Annotated in this window: 14 protein-coding genes; 4 read left to right on the top strand and 10 right to left on the bottom strand. The window is 34.2% G+C overall.

Features of this window, described 5'->3' with window-relative positions:
* The 4 genes from glcT to V6M85_RS08985 all read right to left on the bottom strand — a co-directional run bounded on the left by glcT (position 1) and on the right by V6M85_RS08985 (position 5,315).
* Positions 1 to 858, bottom strand: coding sequence for a glucose ABC transporter permease GlcT (gene glcT, locus V6M85_RS09000; protein ID WP_338598983.1), 858 nt, complete (start codon positions 856 to 858; stop codon positions 1 to 3).
* Between the two features lie 3 nt (positions 859 to 861).
* Entirely contained in the window at positions 862 to 2,754 is a 1,893-nt protein-coding gene (gene glcS, locus V6M85_RS08995; protein WP_338598980.1) for a glucose ABC transporter substrate-binding protein GlcS, read from the bottom strand.
* 260 nt (positions 2,755 to 3,014) lie between these two features.
* A complete protein-coding gene (locus tag V6M85_RS08990) occupies positions 3,015 to 4,541 on the bottom strand; it encodes an AMP-binding protein (protein ID WP_338598977.1) in 1,527 nt (508 codons plus the stop codon).
* A gap of 18 nt (positions 4,542 to 4,559) precedes the next feature.
* Positions 4,560 to 5,315, bottom strand: coding sequence for an N-acyl homoserine lactonase family protein (locus tag V6M85_RS08985; RefSeq protein WP_338598974.1), 756 nt, complete (start codon positions 5,313 to 5,315; stop codon positions 4,560 to 4,562).
* 173 nt (positions 5,316 to 5,488) lie between these two features.
* Between V6M85_RS08985 and V6M85_RS08980 the strand changes: the two genes are divergently transcribed.
* Positions 5,489 to 6,853: an MFS transporter gene (locus tag V6M85_RS08980; protein ID WP_338598972.1), complete on the top strand. Its 1,365-nt coding sequence runs from the start codon at positions 5,489 to 5,491 to the stop codon at positions 6,851 to 6,853.
* 4 nt (positions 6,854 to 6,857) lie between these two features.
* Here V6M85_RS08980 and V6M85_RS08975 read toward each other — a convergent pair whose 3' ends face one another.
* From V6M85_RS08975 to V6M85_RS08960, 4 genes are all read right to left on the bottom strand, one after another.
* On the bottom strand, positions 6,858 to 7,535 hold the full coding sequence (locus tag V6M85_RS08975) for a helix-turn-helix domain-containing protein (RefSeq protein ID WP_338598970.1): 678 nt from the start codon (positions 7,533 to 7,535) through the stop codon (positions 6,858 to 6,860).
* 767 nt (positions 7,536 to 8,302) lie between these two features.
* Positions 8,303 to 8,944 (bottom strand): SGNH/GDSL hydrolase family protein, encoded by a 642-nt coding sequence (locus V6M85_RS08970; protein ID WP_338598968.1) that lies wholly within the window; start codon positions 8,942 to 8,944, stop codon positions 8,303 to 8,305.
* Between the two features lie 221 nt (positions 8,945 to 9,165).
* Complete coding sequence (locus tag V6M85_RS08965; RefSeq protein WP_338604713.1) at positions 9,166 to 10,134, bottom strand: ABC transporter permease; 969 nt, start codon at positions 10,132 to 10,134, stop codon at positions 9,166 to 9,168.
* Position 10,135: 1 nt separating this feature from the next.
* Positions 10,136 to 11,104 carry an ABC transporter permease gene (locus V6M85_RS08960; protein WP_338604711.1) on the bottom strand — a complete coding sequence of 323 codons (969 nt, stop codon included), beginning with the start codon at positions 11,102 to 11,104 and terminating at the stop codon, positions 10,136 to 10,138.
* Positions 11,105 to 11,585: 481 nt separating this feature from the next.
* Here V6M85_RS08960 and V6M85_RS08955 point away from each other — a divergent pair, with 481 nt between their 5' ends.
* Positions 11,586 to 12,641, top strand: coding sequence for an aldo/keto reductase (locus V6M85_RS08955; protein ID WP_338598965.1), 1,056 nt, complete (start codon positions 11,586 to 11,588; stop codon positions 12,639 to 12,641).
* Between the two features lie 378 nt (positions 12,642 to 13,019).
* Here the strand turns inward: V6M85_RS08955 and V6M85_RS08950 are convergent, their stop codons facing one another.
* Positions 13,020 to 14,855 carry an ABC transporter ATP-binding protein gene (locus tag V6M85_RS08950; RefSeq protein WP_338598962.1) on the bottom strand — a complete coding sequence of 612 codons (1,836 nt, stop codon included), beginning with the start codon at positions 14,853 to 14,855 and terminating at the stop codon, positions 13,020 to 13,022.
* A 1,231-nt stretch (positions 14,856 to 16,086) separates the two neighbouring features.
* Here V6M85_RS08950 and V6M85_RS08945 point away from each other — a divergent pair.
* Positions 16,087 to 18,243 (top strand): ABC transporter substrate-binding protein, encoded by a 2,157-nt coding sequence (locus tag V6M85_RS08945; RefSeq protein WP_338598958.1) that lies wholly within the window; start codon positions 16,087 to 16,089, stop codon positions 18,241 to 18,243.
* 749 nt (positions 18,244 to 18,992) lie between these two features.
* Complete coding sequence (malA, locus tag V6M85_RS08940) at positions 18,993 to 21,077, top strand: alpha-glucosidase MalA (protein ID WP_338598956.1); 2,085 nt, start codon at positions 18,993 to 18,995, stop codon at positions 21,075 to 21,077.
* Here the strand turns inward: malA and V6M85_RS08935 are convergent.
* Positions 21,071 to 21,769 (bottom strand): sugar phosphate isomerase/epimerase, encoded by a 699-nt coding sequence (locus V6M85_RS08935; RefSeq protein ID WP_338598954.1) that lies wholly within the window; start codon positions 21,767 to 21,769, stop codon positions 21,071 to 21,073. The two genes, malA and V6M85_RS08935, sit on opposite strands and share 7 nt — an antisense overlap.
* Positions 21,770 to 22,417: the final 648 nt, after the last annotated feature.

Genomic DNA, 22,417 nt, shown 5'->3' with positions numbered 1-22,417 from the left:
TCACCTCCTAAAAACCCACCTTTTCAATCCAAGTAATGCATAAGGAATTATAACCACTGCTGCAATTAACGCAACTAACGATGATAATGCTGATGATAAAGAGAAATACTCCGTGCTGAACAATATGTAAATATACTCTACTAGGCTCACCATATTTGGATTTGTAGGACCACCTATGGTAAATGGTACCGTGAATATTCTGAACGAGAATAAAAATAGCAGTGCTGTAGATACAATTAATCCGTTCATTGAGTTTGGTAAGATAACTCTGAATAATAAATAAAGGTTATTTGCACCGTCAATTCTTGCTGCCTCAACAATGGATTTATCAACACTCATGAACGATGCTAGGAAAAATAATACTGCAAGTCCAGTATATGCCCAAGTTTCTATTATAATCATTCCAGCATAAACAGTTGGCTGAGTAGTCAACCAAATTATATTGGGAATACCAAAATATCTTAGAATTAGATTGACACCAGTTTGGGGATTGAATAACCATTGCCAAGTAATCGCATACGTTGATGATGGAACTGCCAATGGATATAGAAATATGGAAAGATAAATAGCTCTTCTTGTATTGCTCTTAATAAAATAGAGTATTCCAGCGCCTAGTATCCCCAATATGTTACCTATTGCTACAGCTGCTACAGTATATACTATAGTGTGAATCGCTGCCAACCCAAAAAAATATTGAGAAAAAAGTGATTGGAACGTACTTAAACCTGCAAATGTAGGATGAAGATTAAATAAGGACCAATTTAAAAACGAGAAGTAAACGTTCAATACTAATAAGTAGATTAAAAAAGCCGCAAAGATGAAACCTGGTACAGCCATCAATAATGCTTGCATTCTCATAACTTATACACCTAAATATAAGTTAGAATCACAAGTTAAAAAACTAGATAAAAATACATTAGAAAAAAAGCTTATCTTGTTTAATACTTTATCTAGGAATGTATTAGCATATCGTCTATACTTTCTTTGATCTAGGTAAATCATTAGCATTAGCAAGGCTGGGAAAGGAAGTAAATTAATACCGCTTATAACATAGTTTATACTATTTATCTTGCTCACACCTTGTTGTTGATTTAACTCCTTTAGATATGGTAACAGATAGTGAGGTGGCGTTATTAAGAAAGATGGAGTATAGCTGGCATTATATGTATATGTAGTTGGATTTATCCATGGTGGTAAATAGTCACCAAATGGATGTCCTCTTTGACCTACAAATCCAAACCCGTCCTTTGCAGCTATCTGCCATTCATGGAATGTCATATTTTCAGCCTTATATAGAGCAGCATTGAATGTTGGAATGTATGACGCTCCTTGCTCCTGTAGGTTTAATTCCTGGGCTATGAGGAAATAGAAGACATCATCGAATAGAGTACCATCAGCAAAAGCCCACGTGAAGTTCTGAGGAGGCGTATTTAATAGAGCTTGATAATCATACCACTGCATTGGAGTAGCGTAATAATCTGTCGCATTTGCCCATATGGATACTCCTTTATAATACGTCCATATTTTCTGTCCTTCATATGATGTCCAGAATTTAACGAAGTTTATCGCAGCTTGCTCTTGTGGATTATTAACAGTAGGTATAGCAATTGAGTCAACATCTATTACGTAAATACCTTGTGTGCCCGGGAATGGCAATGCCATTAGTGTAATATTTGTCCAGTTTAAGTAGGGCTCAGTAGCAGGATAAGCAGTCGTATTATACCATATTGCTGCATATTCCGCTAACCAGTTACCTCCTGCTTCAAACACTGCTTGTCCTTTAATAACTAGTGCCAATGCAGACCATATGGATTGGCTTTGCCAGCTTGGAATTACTGAACCTGGACTTACAAATTGGACAAATATGTTATCTGTCTCATTAATAATTTTCTGTACAGTTGCGTTATTTAGATTTAAGACGCCGTACATTAACTCATTTGATAACTTAGCTGCCCCTGCTGCACCATAGTATTGAGCAGCAACTGAAAGGAATATTGCAAACCATAAATGCAATTGCTCATACCCACCTTCAGCTCCAGATACAGCCCATGGAGTTATTCCATGTGCCTCTAATTGTTGTGTATCGTAAATTAGTGTACTTAAATTAGTAGGTATTGGTAAATTATATTTTCTTAATATTTGAGGGTTGAAGTATAATTCTTCTGCTCTATGTACGTTAGTAGGTGCACCAAATATTGTGCCATTATAGGATATGGCTATAAGGGCCTGGGTTGCACCTTTTTGGAATAATCCTTCTTGAGCTAATAACGGTGTCATATTGTATAGATCATGAGGATTTGGCAATAATTCAACATAAGATAGGACCTCTGGTCCACCGTGAGCCCAGAAAACACCTTGTAGTTTACCAGCCTCAATATCATTAATTACTACATATCTTTCTTCTACACCACTAGCACCGGGTAAAGATGTGAATTGAACAGAGTAACCGGGATAGTATATTGAGAAGTTTCCTCCAATCCATTTCAGACCTACTGGATCTTCTGCTCCCCATGGATTTATGAAATCTACCACATTTGATGAAGTAGTTGTAGTTGTAGGAGTAACAGTTGTCGAAGTTACAGACGTCAAAGATGATGAGGTAGTCGATATACTTGTGCTAGTACTAGTTGTAGAAGGAGCATGAGAAGTATAGTATGCAGCTAATCCTCCTGCAATAGCAGCTATTACTATTACTACCACTATAACTATTATTGCAGTTTTAGAGAGTGCTCTATATAATTTTCCCTTTGACATAGCTTTCTCCTGTCTTCTTTCTCAATAAGCTATTTAATAAGTATCATACCTAACTAGTTTAGTGTAAAGTAAAAGTTACTAAAATGGGGTTTCATTGAAATAATGAGATCATAAATCATTAGGCTTGCCGGTTCTGCTCTTTTATTTAACACTAGAGATTATATTAAGAAATGACCACGTTATCTTTATAGTCTATTCTTTCAAGTTTATGTTGAGAATCTTTTTATTTTCAAAGAAAAGATATGATCAAAAATACTAATCTAACTTCTCTCTTTAAATATTCTTCTCATAATCTTACCAGAAGGAGTTTTTGGAATATCTTCTACAAACTTGACTTCTCTAGGAACTTTATAAGGTGCTAAAAACTTTCTGCAATAATCAATAATGTCTTTAGCTAGCTCTTCTGATGGCGAATAATTATTTTTTAGCTTAACATAAGCTATAACTGTTTCTCCTCTGTATTGATCCGGCATTCCTACTACAGCTACTTCATCTACTGCTGGGTGTTGATAAATCACTTCTTCGACTTCTCTGGGCATTACTTTAAAACCAGAAGCGTTTATGATATCCTTCTTTCTATCAATTATATAAATCCAGCCATTAATTATTTTGCCAATGTCTCCAGTTGGTAACCATCCATCCTTGAATTCTTCCATCTTCCAATATCCTTTAACTACTTGGGGACCCCTCACTAGAACTTCACCGTCTTCAGCAATTTTTATTTCAGTATTATATACTGGTATACCAGAGCTTACTATATTATATTCCGGATCCACTGGTAATTTCCCTTCATAGGGATAGGGCCATAACGTAGCTGGTGAAGTAGTCTCTGTTAAGCCCCAAGCCATATAAATCCATTCTCCCACCCTCTTTTTCCACTCCTCTTCTATTGTCTTAGGCATTGGCATGCCCCCAGAAGACCACATCCTCATGCTCGATAAATCTTGTTTATCTAGGGCATTTAACATTGCCCTATAAGTAGTTGCCACGGACATAGTGAGAGTGGTCTTACTCTTTTCAACTGTTTCTAAAGAAAGCTCCGGATCAAATCTAAAAGAAATGTGTATTGAGGATCCAGAAAGTATTGAAGTAGTTATGTGAAATATTTGTCCGGTTATATGAAAGAAGGGTGCTATGCCCAAAATTTTATCATTTTCATCAAATTTAAACCAATTTCTATAAATCCAGGATGAAGCATAAATGTTGGAGTGTGATATTGGAACCCCCTTTGGATTCCCAGTGGTTCCAGACGTATAGACTAATAAAGCTAGATCATTAGAGGAGAGGTCAACAGTCTGAATATCCTTACCATTTCTAAAATCTAACTCTTCCTCACAATCCATAACCTTCCATTTTTCCGCGTACTCAGAGGGTATTTCATGAAAGGTCCTCGGATTAGTTCTAATTACCATGAGATTATCTGCTACATTAGACTCACAAGATGCTATCATAAGTCTTGCGTTAGAATCCTTAACTAGATATTCTAATTCTCTTTTAGTGTATGAAGGGTTTACTGGCAATATAACTCCTCCTAATTTCCATACTGCATATTCAGCTATTATGAACTGAGGAATATTCTGTGTGGATAAGACTACAATATCTCCTTTCTTTATAAAGGGTGAAAGTTGGTAGGCAACTGAGTTAATCATCCTTCCTAGTTCGTCATATGTTAATTTTTTGCCAAAGTAATCTATAGCTATTTTATCCTTATATTTAGTGATTGACTCAGAAATTATGTATGTCTGAGGCTTTGGTTCCCAATAAGCTTTTTCTCCAATTACTATCATCTAGCTCCCTCAGTACTATTACCAGTTTAATGGGTACATACGTGGCGCGAATTCTTTAGTAGAATAAAATTTTTCATCATGTCCGGGAAATATTTCCAGTTTTTTCAGTTTCGATGTAAGCTTAATTCTATCTACCGATTCTCCCCATAAACCAGTGCTCCAATCTAAACCTTGTTTTCTCTTAACAGGGATTAAGTTTTCTAATGTGTATAGTGCATCGCTAGTAAATATGGCACCTCCATTTGATGCAGCAACAATCAAACCTTGTGTACCCGGTGTATGACCAGGTAGACTAATAATTTCTATCCCATCTTCTATTTTATAGTCTCCGTTTATTGTTATATACTCAAGGTCATAATAATCGAAATCTTGCCTGTTATATACCTCTCTATAATACCAATCAGGATAATAGGCATATCTTAATTCATCTTTTTGTACCAATATTGGTGTTCTTTTGAACTCCGCTAGGAAGCCTGCATGGTCGTAATGGAGATGAGAGACTACAACTAGATCTATATCTTTGATCTCAAGGCCAATTAATTTCAATTGATTATATAATAAATTTCTCTCTGTTTGAGTAGTATTTAGCCTTGTCATTATTGGATATTTTTTCCTGATATCAGGGCCAGTATCAAATAGTATCTTCAAATCTTTTTTCTTTATTACTACTCCGACTATGGGTACTTTTACCATCTCATTTCCTGCGTCAGCAATAAGTATTGACTTAGAATGATAGTTATAGCCTAAATCTAGAAGAGAAAACCCGTCATCCACATCACACAACCTCTTACTTTATCTTTAACAAGGACAAAATATTAACAATTATCTATTTACATAGTTTAATAGTCAGCCTAATTTAAAAGTTTAGTGAGCTGGTTATTTTTGATACAAGTAAAGTAAAGGGAATAAAACTGATTTTTAGTTTATTAATTTATTAAGTGATAGCAATGGATGATGAAAATGAGAAGACTAAAAAAAATAATGATATAAATAATAGAAGTCGAAATGAGAAAGTAAAAATAACGCGTTATCAATGGTTCATATTTGCGGTGGCATTACTGGGCTGGACTATGGCCTCATTCGATCTAAATTTATATTCGTTCAATTTGCCATTTATAGAGCAGTCCCTACACCTTACGCTAGTTCAAGTATCAATACTAACATCAGCAATTTTCGCCGGAGCAACTGCAGTAGTGTGGCTGATAGGGCCTATACTAGATATGTATGGGAGAAAAACAGTGTGGCAGATAAGCCTTTTACTTACAGCCCTATTTACCGGATTTACTGTACTAGTGCAGAACTTCATTCAGCTGCTAATAGTTAGGGTTCTAGCAGATGGTTTTTCTTATGTCGAATTTCCTACGGGTATTACGATAGCTAACGAGGAATTTCCTGCTAAACATAGGGGAAGTATGTATGGATGGGTTCAAGGAGGTTTTCCATTAGGTTATTTTGTTGCAATAGGTGTTACTGCCCTAGTTTTTAACTTTATTAAAAATCCATTAGTTGCATGGAGATACGCATTTCTCGTAGGTATTGTGCCAATTATTGTAGTATTGATTATGAGAATATGGGTAAGAGAACCAGAAAGGTCTAAATATACTTTACTTGCTAGAAAACTTATGAAAGAAGGTAAGGTCAAAGAAGCAGAAGAGATTATTAAAAAGTATAAGGTTGACTTAAATCAGGTAGCCAGGTTTCCGTACAAACAAATGTTTACTGATCCTAAGCTTAAAAAGCATACTATAATTACAACCTTTGCTGAAATAGCTCATGAGCTTGCTACGCCTGCATTATTTTTCTTTACATCTACGGTGTTAATACAATATAAACATTTCCCAGTAAGTGCCGTATTCCCCACTTTGCTCATAGCGACTGCACTAGCATATTTTGGCTATGGAATTATGGGGCATATAGGCCAGAGAATATCAAGAAAATGGGGTAGTGTGATAATAGGGTTATTAGGTGGGTCATCCGTTATCTTTTTTGCATTATCGAACGGATTCTTAGAAACAATGATAGCTACCATCCTTTACTTTCCACTAGTATTATCTTGGAATGGAACCTGGTGGGTATATATTGCAGAAACTTATCCTACTAGAGCTAGAGGTACGGCGGATAGCTGGCAGGTAGGTCTAAATGACTTTGCGTGGATAATAGGTAGTTTAATTTTCGGTCCAGTAATAGAAAGTATAGGGTTTTCATTAACCTATATATTATTGGGGGCTATACCAGTATATTTAGGTGCAATTCTAACCATATTTGGCAAATATGCTCCACCAAATGCTGAGTTAGAGGATATTGTTTTTTAAAAAACTATATCAAGTTAGAGATTTTTTTGAGTATATTTCTTAGAGAAAGGGAAATGTTCATCTTACTAACACCAAGCTCTTCTGCAAGTTCTTGCGAATTCTTCTCCCTAGGAGTGTTGAAGTATCCTATCTCTCTCGCTTTTTTCATTAACAATTGTTCTTTTTCAGTAAGTAGCATGCTTATTGAATTTCTGGATATTATTCTGAAAATCCTTGCCTCATCTATCTTGTCATCTAAGTTAAAATCCACTACATTTATCTTATTATCATCTTTAAGTGTTTCCGAAATCATATGCTTGAAATCCCTGGGCATAATCACATCATAAACTTCTTTACCATCTTTTATATTAGAATTAACTATTAATACATTTTTATTTTTGAATTTATTTATCATAGTCTTTTCAGATTCTTGCAACATTGATATTAGGTAGAAAGAATACTTACTATTGCTCCATAGATGAGAAATTTCAAAATCTACTATGCTCCTATCCTTATTTAATGCGCTTTTAATTTGAGATTTACCATCAATTTTACTACCTCTTACTATAGCTACCCTAGTTGCCTTAAGCAAATCAAAATTAGAATATTCCACATTCACAAGAGTGTCAATATAATTGTAAGAAGTAAACTTTGACCAACAGTCGTCATGCCTTACAACTACATTGAGATAACTGTAACTCACATTTTTCACTTATACTATAAAGTTTATAAAGTTTAATTTACAGCTAAGTTAAATAACTTAACTGGGTTCCTTAGGATAGTTATAGTGATTGATTTTAAATTACTAAGGAAGTGAGTGAGTGTAATGATGCCAACGTAACAAGGTTCAATTCTCAGAGAAAGTGGTGTCTTGGTGCATTTACGAATCATCATAGGTTGCCATGTTGTCGTTACTATAAAGAGAATGTAACAATTAACTTAAGTTTTGAAGGCACTCCATAAAGTAAAGAAGTGGTTAAGGAATGATATATGTTGTTAAGACTCGATAATGTAGTTACTAAAACTGAATAATTTTTAAAAATCTTATCTATGAATCCACAAGTAAATGAAAATAAATTGATATACTAAACGATATATTATAAAATTTTTAGGCTAATCTTACGTTAATATATAAATCTTTGATTAACGTTAATTGTGGATTTAAATAGAGGCTCAAACCTATAGAGATAGATAGTAAAGTTTAGATCCAGTTTACAGTTATATCAGCCTTAGGGATAATATCAATTTTCATAATAAGTTCTAGGAGATTACATAATGATCTAACTAATAACTACGAAAAAATCTTTACATAGGCCCTTATCTAGATTATTAGACGTCAAGAGATATTAGACAATAACTTTCTGGAAGCAGAAACGATCTAAACTCACCTCATCATTACTCAGTGTTAAATTATTCTTTGCTTATGTTATAATAAAAACTATTAATGATACCTATCATAATTTGGGACTTCTAATCAATAGATTCTATTGCATTAATTAATTTCATTGCTATTACTAAATGACCGGTGAAATTAGGGTGAACTGGTTCTGGTGCGTAAGTATTCGGTTCTCTCATTTCGGCTATCCTCTTGAACGTCTCATAAAGATCTATATAAATGGCTGAAAATTCACTTGATAATAGTTTAACTTTTTCAACGTATTGTGGCAATAAGTCCAGAACTTTAGCCCTAAAAGTATCTTTTAGTTTACTTCTACTAATGTAAAATGGCGTCATGAGGATGAATTTGACGTTATCCTCTAATACTTCTCTAGTGTAGGATAATATACGCTTTAAGTTTACGTAGTAATTGTTAGGGTTGAAAATGGTCTCCCCACCCAAAGTTCTGTAAAGGTCATTTATGCCAATTAAGATTGATATCCAATTCGGTTTATAACTTAGGATATCATCCTCCCATCTATCTAAAAGGTCAACGACCGTATTTCCACTTATACCTGCATTTATTATGCTTACTTTTAATTCTGGATATTTTACCAGTAAAAGGTTATAGAATAGATTAACGTATCCATATCCTAAAGGAGCGTTATTTGTTTTTCCACTATCCGTTATACTATCTCCTGCAAAAACTATTATATCCCCATTCTTGAGTCTCAACTATCTTCAGTTATCAATATATAAAAAACATTTATATAAGTAACTTTTTCCTATGACGTGATTATATATTGTATTTCTTCACTGAAATCTCAACGAATTAATTTTCATCATACAAATTTTCATTCATTAAGTCTTAAGCAATTGAAAATTGCTATATAAGAAATATTTGAATAATTTAAAAATAATGTAATTTAAGAAACTATGTTAAAGATCTCTTGAGTTTATTTGTATCCTTGCCTTATAGCCTGTATTACTGGTATTTCAGTAAGTCCTTGTTCAATTGGAATAATTATTTTTTCTGGGACTACAGTCGGTCTAACTTCTTTTAATCTAGGATCTATAAACTCATCTATACCTATGTTTATTAATCCTAAACCAGAACCCAATATTATAATGGGAATTATTGCGCCTAAAATCCACCACCATTGATTGCTTAAGTAGGCAGCATTTGACGCAATGTAGAATAGCATAGTACCTAAATTATTTATGTTTGCAGGCAATACTCCCCAATATTCAGCAGTAATTAGTGATAGGATTCCGTACAATACGCCAAACAAGAATTGAGCTATAGATAATGGTAGAATTGATGGAAATATCTGCTCGAATATTATCCTCCAGCTTTTTTCGCCAATTAATCTTGATGCAACTATATAATCCCTTTTAGAGATTGATAAAACTTGTGCTCTTATTTGCTTAGCGCCAAAGGCCCAACTAGTTATAGCTAGCCCTATAATTACTATAATATAACTTAAAGTAAGATTTATACTAACACTTCCTGCTCTAAAGTAAGATTCGATTACTACTAATAGTACAACACCTGGTATAGTTAGCGTTGTGGTAGTTATAATATCTATTATTACTCCACTAATCTTTCCTCCATAATATCCTCCTAGTAGTCCAATTAAAGTACTAATTATTGCAATTAAAGCTCCACTCAGCACTCCTACTAACAATGACGGAAGAGTTGATTTCATCATGACTGATAATACATCTTGACCAAATTCATCTGTGCCTAAAATATGAGCTAATGAAGGTGGAGCAGAGATTGCAAACGTTTCGGTTAATGGGTATGGAGTCCAAAATTGTCCTATGATTCCTATTATGAAGTCTATTACGAGTAATATGAGACCTGCTATAATAAATTTATTTCCAAATATTATTTTAAATAATTTATTCTTACTATTCTTAATTCTACTCACTTTCGCTCACCCTTGCTCTAGGATCTAGGAGGGTATAAACAAATTCTACTACGGCTATCGAAAGTATTAACATTATAGCAATAAATAGAAATATTCCTTGGAGTAAGGGTAGGTCCTTAGAGGTTAGAGCCAATCCGAAGTAAAATCCTACTCCCGGTGTAGATAGAAGACCCTCTATGGTTAAAGCTTGACTTATAGCTAAGCCTAGTATTATTGCAAAAGCTGTAATGTTAGGTAGCAACGAATTTTTGTATATAATTTTTCTAACTTTACTTGAATCTAATCCGAGTATTTCAGCATAGGTTACGTAATTATCTCTGAGTGTATGGAGCATGTTGTTTCTCATTCCCAATACAAATCCTGATAATAAAGTAAACATAAGCCCAACTATAGGTAACGTATAGAATCTCGCTAATGCGGCTACTGAACTAGGATTTGGGCCAACATTATTAGGGAAATTTATAGCAAATATTCCATGATCTACAGATAGCCACATCTCTAAATACATTAAAATTACGAAAGAGGGTAATGCAGCTAAAATTGATGTGATAATTACAACTATTACATCTTTCTTTGTTCTTCTATTAAAACCCCCTATGCTTCCAAGATAACTTCCCAGAAAGAACGCTACTATTGCTGCAGCTATAACTAGTCCTAATGACCAGGGTAAACCGCTTAAAATTATAGACAATACTGGTGTAGGATAATAGGTTATTGAGGCTCCTAAATTTAATGAGAAGATTCCTTGTATATAATGCCAATATTGTACATACCAAGGCGCAGGCGTAAGACCGAAAGCTGCTTCTAGTTGCTTTACCTCAAGAGCTACTGCGGTATTCCCAGCTGTGGCAGAAACTCCATTTTGACCTTCTATTAATGATACTATAACCGATAAGGCACTTCCGGGCATTAATCTCGGAAGAAAGAAGTTTACCGTTATTATTATGAAGAAAGTAGCTATATATATCCCTACTTTGTAAAGGATATAAGTTGATTTCATGGCAAAACCTATCTAATAATATATAATTTTTAGTATATAAATTTTGACGTTAATATGTGAAGTAATGCCCAATTAATATTTTAAATAAAAAAATTACATAGGTTTCTCGCTAGTATTTTCGGAACAGAGTTTTGCTTTGTGAGGCTTTTGAAATAATTTAATAATACATGTAAATAATATTGATGATAATCTATAAATTAGCCCTAATTTAATTAAATCTTGCAAAGCAATAGACTATAACAAGCCTTGTGTAACTACAAATCCCTTGGCGAAATTCGTCACCTTTGAAAGCATTGATACAACGAATTTGATTTACATTAATAGTCTATTATAAGCCGAATAAATCGCAACGCTACTAAAATGGATTCTCATCAAGGCTTTTAAATTATTAGGCATAGAATAATGAGTGTTCAACTAAAACTTAAAAAAAGGGTGAAAATGTATGGAATATATAAGATTTGGAAAGACCGGACTAAAAGTCTCAAAACTTTGTTTAGGTACTTGGCATCTACCTCCTTCTAATGAGAAAGATAGCTATGGAATATATAAAGTGGATGAGGAGGAAAGTAAGAAAATTATTAAAAAGGCAATAGATTATGGAATCAATTTCTTTGACACTGCTAACGTTTACCATGGAGTTATGCAAGGTCCAGACGTTTATCATGTTGGGAAAGCTGAGAAAATTCTAGGAGAGGCTATTAAAGGATATGATAGGGAGTCTCTTGTAATATCGACTAAGGTTTACGGAAAAATGGCTTTACATCCTAATGGGCAAGGCTTATCAAGAAAGCATGTTATGTGGCAGGTTAAAGAATCTTTAAAAAGATTAGGCATAGATTACATCGATATCTATTTAATGCATAGACCTGATCCTGAAACCCCAATAGAAGAGACTATGGAAACTTTTTATGACCTAGTAAGGCAAGGCAAGGTCTACTATGTAGGTGAGAGTTATTTTGATCCTGAAGATATCCCATATTTGGTTAAATTAGCTAGAGACCTCAAAATACCCTTTGTAGCTATGCAGGAGCCATATAATTTCTTAGAAAGAGATATAGAGAAAGATAAGTTCCTATTAGCTAAAACATATGGCCTAGGAATAATGGCTTATATTCCGCTAGCGCAAGGCGTTTTAACGGGAAAATACCTTTCTAATATACCTGATATGAGCAGAGCTACATATGTACCCGAGATATCAAACAGATATTTTACAAAGGAAAATTTTGAAGTTTTAAAAGAGTTTCATGAAGTGGCTACAGAGTTAGGAGTAACGGATTCGCAATTAGCTTTAGCATGGATTTTTAAAGTTCAAGAAGTTAATGGGGTAACGATAGTTCCCATAATAGGTGTCACAAAACTCAACCAATTAGAAGATAATATTGAAAGTGTAAATATTAGATTACCTGAGGACGTATATAGAAGATTGGATGAAATTTCTAAAAAATCCAAGGTTAACTGGGAGATTAGATATAATAAGATCTTAAGAAGAGAATCCTAAGCGATATCTATCAGTAAATAATAACGTCCCTGTTTTATTATAAATTTTCCTCTTAGTTTCCGTTAGTATTTTTCTTAACCAATATTAACTAAAATAGTTATATTTATATCCCGCTTTGCTTTGTGGGGTATTTGTAAACTACTATCGTAGTTTAGCGCGTTCTTATTACTGTAAAGAGGATGTAAAAAAATAACGTAAGTTTTTGGGAAAACCCCACGTAAGGTAATTTGTATCCATTGATTACTGTAAAATATTATAAGGTTAAAAGAAAAAGCATTATCTATAGAAGATAAATTTTGCTGTAAGTGTTCTATAATTCATAGTGAAAATCATTGGGGTTGTTCTAGAGGTTTAACATTTATAGACTCCTATGCTATTCTATATAGTCTTATATGGGTCTGGTATAGCCTCTATTAAGCGTTTTGTGTATTCATGTGAAGGATTTGATATTACCTCATCAGTTTTTCCTTTTTCTACTATTTTACCTCTATATATTACCATTATTTCATCAGCAATATAGGAAACAGTAGCTATATCATGTGTAATGTACAATATGCTCATTCCGCTACTCTTAAATCTTTTGAGTAAATTTAATATACCGGCTCGTAGCGACGCGTCCAACATAGATACTGGCTCATCTGCAATTAACACTTTAGGTTCAACTGCTATTGCCCTAGCTATCGCTACTCTTTGTCTTTCTCCACCAGAAAGTTCATGAGGATATTTATATAGATATTTCTCGGGAGGTTTCAGTCCAACACTCTTAAGAATTTCACTAATTTTAGTTTGAAGATGTTTTTCATCTGAAACCTTTTTATGAATTAATAAAGGCCTTTCTATATGCCACATGACATTATGTCGAGGGTCAAGTGAAGAGTAGGGATCTTGAAATATCATTTGAACATTTTCTTTATACCACATGGAATTCCTAAGCCTATACTCACTAACATCTTCTCCTAGCAAATATATTTTACCAGATGTTTGTTGAACTAATCCAGCTAATATTCTAGCGATAGTAGACTTTCCATGTCCACTTCCACCTATTAAAGCGGTTATCGTATACTTCTTCAAGTCAAAAGAAACGTTATTGACAGCATCTATTGCCTCAGTAAAAACGAATTTTTTCCTAACAAAATATGTTTTACTCAGATTCTCGATTTTCATTACTATATTTCCTTGCTCATGATCATCAGCAATATATTCTTCTTCCACATAGTAATCTGGAGGCAGAGAAAGATTTGATAAATCGGTATAACGTTCTTGGTGTAAGAGACATCTAACATTATGTCCCTCTCCTATACTTACTAATGCGGGATGAGAATCTTTACATCTTTCCATTACGAATGGACATCTATCAGAAAATCTACATGAAATTGGAACTTTAGATAGCATTAATGGTGGATTTCCTGGTATGGACAGCAATCTTTTACGCCTCTGTATTAAAGAGGGTAAGCTGTTTAACAGTAACATTGTATAGGGATGTGAAGGCCTTTTTAGGAGCTCTTCTCTTTGCGATATTTCCACTATTTCACCAGCATACATTATTGCAACTCTGTCAGCTATCATCATCAACATAGATAGATCATGTGATATGAGTAGCAGTGATATACCTAACTTTCTTTGTATTTTTTTAAGATCCTTTAATATCTCGTATTGGACGAGAACATCCAATCCGGTAGTTGGTTCATCTAATATTATCAAGGAGGGATTTAAGAGTATTGAAGTTGCAATAACTACTCTTTGTCTCATACCTCCAGATAGCTCCATAGGGTACATATTTAAAACATTAGGAGGAAGGTCTACAATCTCTAGTTTTTCCTTTACTAGCTTATGAGCCTCACTTTCACTAACACCATGACTTAACGCTGCCCTTATCATCTGATCTCCTATTTTGGTTACTGGATCCAATGCGTCCATAGCAAATTGAGGAATATACGCAAACTCCTTCATTCTAAGCTCTCTAAGCTTATCTTTATCCATGGAAAGTATATCTTTACCATTTAAATATACATGGCCTTTTAAAATAACAGCAGGATATTTCAATAGGCCATATATTGCCATAGCAAGTGTAGATTTTCCGCATCCAGATTCTCCGGCTATTGCTACTATTTCGTTAGGCTTTACATTAAAATTAACGTTGGTTACTGCAACAACTAGCCCATTTTGAGTGAAGTATCCTGCTGTTAATTCTCTAACATCGAGAACACTTTCCATTCTTTATTCACACTAACATATAACATATTCTTTATAATAAAAATTTTTATATTAAACTGAGCCTCGGACAAATTAGTTTAGTATATTCTCACTTCTCTTCCAATAATTTGTAATCAAAACTTTAATATATGATTCATGCGAATTATAATAATATTAAATTAAATTATAGGCAATATCAACCTTCATATTTCTCACTTCAAAATGCTATATGCCTAACTATGATAGGGCTTTTTTGGAATCGACGTTGAAATTCTCTCCCGCTAAAGGCTTTTTAGACTAGTAATTTGGATAATGAGCGTTAGAAGCTAACTGTGGAAGCTGAAGTAGTAGTTAACACTTAGAGGAAACAGTGATACACATTTAGGGCTGGCGTGTTAAGAAAGTTTCTGATTGCTATGATAGTGAAGCAAGGTATTTTAAAAGGTAGATCCCAGTCGCAAGGCTAGATTGTGAGACCGTAATCAAGACCAGCTAGGCGAATTGGTGAGGATAGTGAAGGAAATAGGTGGAGATTATATAGTCTAAGTTATCATTTGGGGATAATCGTCTCTTGGTTGGGGGTGTTGAGATTGTGGGTTACGTTAGGCTGATCCAATTCTGTTAAACTTTCTTTTTGCGTTAAGGTGAGAGTATTAATGTTATGAGGTTATCTTGCCTGCTTAGAATTCTTTACCTCATGATGTAGTGTGTGTATCATTTGAAAACTAGACGATAATTCTATGAGTAGTCCTGATGGAGAGAATAACCTCAATTTTCAGAAAATCCACAAACTACTCATGATGCTAAGAAACTGTTAAGTGAGAGTGTCCGGATTGCATAAAATTCGGCTTATTTTAATATAAAATATGAAGTTAACTCTATGTTCCGAGTTATCACCTTAATTTGAGGTTAAATTGACTAACATAGATGTCAATTTGCCCAACTTAAGTATTATTCAGTTTTTCATTAATGGTATAGATTTCAAATAATTATTCACTGAATTTCTCTCATTTCGGACACTCTCAAGTGTAAAGTAAGTTACGAAAACTACTACTATAACTATGTTCGAGTTATTATTGATTTCGATTATATTTACGATGAAAACGAGTTATACTTTATACTATATGGTAATAATAATAAGATATAATAATACCAATCAAGGAATCTATAATGTGAAAATTCTATGCGAAATCCTTTTATATAAGTTTATTAAAGTAAGTAGCAGAATGAGTAAGGTGAAGTAAAATTGAAGATGAAATATAAATATAAAGATATAATAGGATATATAATTGCAATATTCCTAGTAATGTCTGCATTTGGTTTCCTATATATTAGTGGTCATGTAGCAAAATCTCAGACACCACAACTTAATCCACAACCTACTTTTTCTTACGCTTCATCATATCCTCCCTTCGGTGTGACTACCGGATCAGGTCCCATAGTGCCTAATAATTGGAATGTGTTCGGTATCGGTGAGAAAAGTGATGACATACCTTACATGTTCATATTTGAGCCCTTAGCGTATGCTGATTTTATGACGGGTCAATTATATCCATGGTTAGCTACTAATTGGACATTCACTGATAACAACACTAACTTCATCGTGTATTTGAGGCATGGAGTTTACTTCTATTACAATGGAACATGGACTAATGGTTCACAAGTTCAGATTTTGTGGCCTTTTACAGCCAAAGATGTTTTGGTCAGTTTTCAAGATTATTTTGAAGTATATGGTAATCCATTTAATGTAACAGTAACTGAAATTAATCCGTACGAAGTAGATTTTCATTTTGGTACTCCTAATGTGCAGTATGCGTTATATGATCTTCTAGAGCAATTTATAGTGCCTTGGGAGCAGTATGCTAATTTATCAAATCCCGCTTCTGCGGTCATACCTATACCCGTTGGCACTGGTCCTTACTATTTAGCTCATGCAACAGCTACAGAGGCTGTTCTTTATAGAAATCCTTACTATTGGATACCAGGTAGGCCATTTATACCTGCGCTCACATATTATGTAGCTGTTTCAAACTCTATAGCATATGGCTATTTAGCTAAGGGAGTAGCTCAATGGGGAGGGACTGGAAGCACTGGTTCTACACCTTTCAGCAAGCTATTCGCCTATGCAAATCCTCAATATTATTTCGGAATGGCAAGTATAGGTAATGGGTCTGGAGGTCAACCCTCATTTTTATGGATTAACTTTGCTAAGCTCAATTACTGGCCTTGGAACGAGACATGGTTCAGATATGCCTTATCATTAGCCTTAAACAGGACTCAAATCAGTATTGGTTCTCAGTTTGGAATAACAACTGGAGCACCCCCAACACCTGCTGACTTTTTACCATCACCTATGGAACAAATTTGGCTTAATTCAACTATCATCCAAGAAGCTCATCAAGTGGATCAATATAATTTAACTGAAGCTATTCAAATTCTAGAGTCGCATGGTCTTAAGATAATTAATGGTAAGCTAAGTTTTCCCAACGGTACACCATTACCACCTGTTACTATAATTAATTATCAAGGTTTCTCAGATACTTTCGCTACTAGTGAGTTAATTGCTCAAGATTTACAGCAAATTGGTCTACAAATTTCTGTTATATCTGAGACACCATCAAACATGTTCGCAAGTGAAGATAATGGTCAATATGATTTGATTTATTGGCTAACTAACGCTTATACTCCGTATTATGTTTGGGAATATGCTTTCATTCCTCCTCTTATACCGGGTACCGATCAGCCAAACGTAACTGCTCTTCAAACTATAGGAGTGCCTATATATACTGATCCGGGAAGATGGATTCCACCTAAAGAATTTATAGACTTATGGATACAAGCTGGAGATACTACTAATGTAACGCTTTTGAAGCAAATATATAATAAGATGGCTGCTATTCTCATAAAGGATCTACCTGCGATACCCGTTGTCTTCGATGCATATCCTAGATACGAGTATGAGGATCAATATTACATAGGATTTTCTACCCCTCAATACTTCTACACTTGGAACGTAGAGCCCTGGATATATGGAAATGTGTTAATGTTACTTAATATAGCCCCTAGACCACCAGGTATGACACAGCAACAAGAAATACAATATACTCAGACCGCATGGCAAGACTTATTGAACTATATAAATGGAAAAGCAACTACTGCAACCCCTCAATCTCTACTAAACATGTTACAACCAACAGTTCCACTTAACACTTCAACTTCTACTACTTCAACTTCCACGACTACGCCCTTAACAACTACCACAACTTCTACTTCAACTACGCCCATATCTACTTCAACTTCCACTACTACCTCATCAAGCGGATTATCCATAGGTGTTATTGTAGGCATAGTTGTAGTAGTTATTGTTGTAATAGTTGTAGTAGCGTTTGTAGCATTAAGAAGAAGATAAAATAAGATATTTTCTTTTTTCCCATAATTTTTCCTAACAATATTCATTGATTAACTTCTCTAGATTTATTTTTAGCCAAATTATTATGATGGATATGGAAAATTGATTATTATACTAAATAATTACAATAATTTATTTGTAATTCTATATCAATTCTTGCTCTACTTCATTAACAAAGGTAATTTCGACATATAGCTTGTTTTTTTGAGTAATACGCAATTTATGCTCTTCAAATAAGGGTTTTTGTTTAAGGAAATCATTTCACAAAAATATGGTGAGTCTTTAGGTGTAGTTGGTTCAAATTAATGATCTTTCTCTAAGGGCGTAGAATCTGGGGCTTTTTTGGACAAAATTTTAATTCCCTTTCGTTTGTACATTTGCTTAAACGGTTAAAAGATTAACCCAAAGAACCTTGATGAATTCAAAAAACCTTGAGGACTACCTTGTTCTTTATCGTGAGCTTAGGACATAAATGGATGAGGATAAAGGAGAGAAGGGAAACGAAAGGCTTGCAAGGGTATTTTAAGAGAGTGAAGTGTGAGGGTTTGATTTCAAAAGGGACTGAGTGAGTTGTGAGGAAAGAGTTCACACGACTATTCTTTCATGGGTTGTTATTCATAATTTGCTGCGGTTTAAAGCGTTAGGTTAAATAGTCTAAAAGTGTTGTAGATTGGGGGAGAAGTAAGCTATTTGTGCCAGAGTCTTTTTGCAGGAAAAGCTTATATACCTGCCTTAGAATATGCTTCTAAATGCAAGAACATAAGGTTTATGAAGGAAATGGTATCTATAAAATAGAAGTAGGAGATCCTTTACCGCCATTAGAATTTGAATACAAACTAAGGGAGTCAAATAAGACCGTTTCTGAAATAGGTTTAATAATTAGACAAGAGCATGATAGAGTGATCATAGAGAAATCCTTAGATCTAAAGGAACATATAGTGGGTTTAGGAGAAAAGGCATATGAATTAGATAGAAAGAGGAAGAGATATGTTATGTACAATGTTGACGCAGGAGCATATAAAAAGTATCAAGATCCTCTTTACGTTAGCATACCCTTTTTTATTTCAATAAAAAATGGCACAGCAACTGGGTATTTCATTAACTCAGCATCTAAGGTTATCTTTGATATAGGCTTAGAGGAGTACGATAGGATAAAAATTATAATACCAGAGGAATCAGTTGAACTATACGTCATTGAAGGACCAACTATAGAAAGGGTTATAGAGAGGTATGTTGAGCTAACTGGTAAGCCATTCCTTCCTCCTATGTGGGCTTTTGGTTACATGATATCTCGATATTCTTATTATCCTCAAGATAAAGTGGTGGAATTAGTTGACCTAATGCAAAAAGAGGGATTTAGAGTATCTGGAGTATTTCTTGACATACATTACATGGATAAATATAAATTATTCACTTGGCATCCTCAAAGATTCCCAGATCCCAAAAAGATGATTGATGAATTGCATAAACGCAACGTTAAGCTAATCACCATAGTTGATCACGGAATAAGGGTTGATCAAAATTATTCTCCTTTTATTTCTGGTATAGGAAAATATTGTGAGTTTGAGAGCGGAGAATTATTTGTAGGTAAGATGTGGCCTGGAACTACAGTTTATCCAGATTTCTTTAGAGAAGATACTAGAGAATGGTGGGCAAATCTAATCTCAGAATGGCTATCACAAGGTGTAGATGGAATTTGGCTTGATATGAATGAGCCTACGGACTTCTCTAAAATTATTGAAATCAGAAACGTATTATCAAGTTTACCAGTAGAGTTCAGAGATGATAGATTACTTCACGTATTTCCAGATGATGTTATTCACCATTTAAAGGGTAGAAAAGTAAGGCATGAAAAGGTAAGAAATGCTTATCCTCTATATGAAGCAATGGCTACCTTTGAGGGATTTAGAAAGAGCAAAAGAGATGAAGTTTTCATATTGAGTAGGGCGGGTTATTCTGGGATACAGAGATATGCATTTATCTGGACTGGAGATAATACCCCTTCATGGGACGACCTAAAACTACAATTGCAATTGGTTCTCGGCTTGTCAATATCTGGTGTTCCTTTTGTTGGGTGCGATATAGGAGGATTCCAAGGTAGAGGATTCTCAGCAATTGATAATTCGTTTGAATTGTTAGTTAGATATTATGCTTTAGCGTTGTTCTTTCCATTTTATAGATCTCATAAGGCTACAGATGGAATAGACACTGAACCAGTATTTTTACCGCAGTACTACAAGGAAAAGATAAGACAAATAATTGAGCTAAGATATAAGTTCATGCCATACTTATACTCTTTAGCGCTAGAGGCTAGCAATAAGGGCCATCCAGTAATTAGGCCGCTATTTTATGAATTTCAGGACGACGATGACGCGTATAAAATTGAAGATGAATACCTTGTTGGTAAGTACTTATTATATGCACCTCTGATATCTAGAGAGGAAAGCAGATTGGTCATTTTGCCAAATTCCAATTGGTATGACTATTGGTCTGGACAGATCTACAAAGGGAAAACCGTGATAAGATCGAGTAACGATTTACCGATATATTTGAGAGAAGGCTCCATAATTCCATTAGAAGGTGATGAACTCGTAATCTACGGTAAAGGCTCATTAAAGCGATATGATAATGTAGAAATTGTCTTTAATGGTGAAGAAATAAGGTTCTCTAAGGAGATTTACATATCTAGACTAACAATAGTGGAAAGTGAAAGAACCTTAAATAAAGTGATAGTAAACGGGAAGGAGCTAACTGTGGAAAAGAGAAAACCTAATACTTTCAGTGTTGACGTGAATACCGTAGTGAAAGAAGGTAAAATTAGACTCATTTATTGAAGGATTTTCTTTACGAACTCCACAGATCTTATTATTCCATTAATGGGGTTATCTGGATCTGGTTCGTATTCTATCATTAAAGGTGTATTCAATCCTAACTCCTTAACTTTATTTACAACTCCCTTAACGTTGATAGTACCCGTTCCTACTATTACGTCATTTCCTCTGCTATCCACATCTTTTATGTGTATGTCATGAATTCTATTGGAAAGTGTTTCTATTGCATCTATGGGATTTTCTCCGTATCTAACTAAGTGAGCTAGATCAAGGCACATTCCAATTCTGTAATCTAGTTTTTTAGTGTATTCGTAGATTCTTTTAAAAGATCCCCATCTGTGATTAGGGCCGTGGTTATGTATCGCAACTTTGATGTTGTATTCCTTAACTAAATCGTTAATTAAATTTAAGGCGTCTTCGTCTGGATCTGCGGTTATAACTTCAATTCCTACTTTATTTGCAAATTCGAAGAGACTTCTTAACTCTTTCTCATCATTCTTTAAGTGATTTACCCCATGCGCAACTAACTTAGTTCCAAATTTTTTATGTAACTCTATAACAGCCTCAGTGTTATTGGAAGGAGGTAGATGTCTGGGAAAAGCTTCAACATACGTGATTCCTAGATCAGATATTGCCTTCAAAGCGTTTTCATAACTTAATTTCCTAAGGGAATAGCTTTGAATTCCAAGCCTCATGGTTATTGTTATTTTGCTTTAAGATTAAAAGCATTGATTATTTATAATGCAGATCGTCTCTGAAGTCTCTTTGACGGAATTTTCCAAATAAGGAGACTAATTTTAAACATTTTCTATCAGCTAGAAGACTGCATCTAGAACTATTATATTAGTTTTATTTTGAGTAAAAATAACTAAGAACACAAATATTGCTTTTAGCTCATTATAGCAGTATGGCAGTTGCTTTACTAACTACTTCATGTTGTGTTCCAGATGAAGCTGTGGTAAGAAGAGGTGAACTATTTTGGTATTTAAACTTTGCTTTAACAAGTTAACCAAAAAATTATTAAGAAGTAGTAGTCACTGCTTATGTTTTGGGATCTAAACTAGTTTTAAAAGAAATTAAAGGGAAAGATAGAAGTTAAACCTTGATATAGCTGTTTTATTTCTATTAATTAAATGGAAAACAAATTATCAAGAATCTAAATTGGATGCATTAAAGCAATGTCGATTTTTACATTCTTGCTACTACTTTGTGGGACTTTTTCCAGAAATTGCGTTACTTTTTTCATACTCTCTTAAGTAACGGTAACGTGCCAAAACAAATAGTTTACGAACATCATACAATATACTTCTTGTAGCTAAATTAGAAATAATAAATTAAATTAC

The sequence above is a fragment of the Sulfolobus tengchongensis genome (genome assembly GCF_036967215.1).
In the GTDB taxonomy this organism is placed as follows: Archaea; Thermoproteota; Thermoprotei_A; order Sulfolobales; family Sulfolobaceae; genus Saccharolobus; species Saccharolobus tengchongensis_A.
This window is presented reverse-complemented; position numbering and strand designations above follow the sequence as displayed.

Excerpts from the sequence above, each read along its gene's own strand:
- glcT (WP_338598983.1), bottom strand. The coding sequence starts at position 858 with ATGAGAATGCAAGCATTATTGATGGCTGTACCAGGTTTCATCTTTGCG.
- glcS (WP_338598980.1), bottom strand. The coding sequence starts at position 2,754 with ATGTCAAAGGGAAAATTATATAGAGCACTCTCTAAAACTGCAATAATA.
- V6M85_RS08990 (WP_338598977.1), bottom strand. The coding sequence starts at position 4,541 with ATGATAGTAATTGGAGAAAAAGCTTATTGGGAACCAAAGCCTCAGACA.
- V6M85_RS08980 (WP_338598972.1), top strand. The coding sequence starts at position 5,489 with ATGGATGATGAAAATGAGAAGACTAAAAAAAATAATGATATAAATAAT.
- V6M85_RS08955 (WP_338598965.1), top strand. The coding sequence starts at position 11,586 with ATGGAATATATAAGATTTGGAAAGACCGGACTAAAAGTCTCAAAACTT.
- V6M85_RS08950 (WP_338598962.1), bottom strand. The coding sequence starts at position 14,855 with ATGGAAAGTGTTCTCGATGTTAGAGAATTAACAGCAGGATACTTCACT.
- V6M85_RS08945 (WP_338598958.1), top strand. The coding sequence starts at position 16,087 with ATGAAATATAAATATAAAGATATAATAGGATATATAATTGCAATATTC.
- malA (WP_338598956.1), top strand. The coding sequence starts at position 18,993 with ATGCAAGAACATAAGGTTTATGAAGGAAATGGTATCTATAAAATAGAA.
- V6M85_RS08935 (WP_338598954.1), bottom strand. The coding sequence starts at position 21,769 with ATGAGGCTTGGAATTCAAAGCTATTCCCTTAGGAAATTAAGTTATGAA.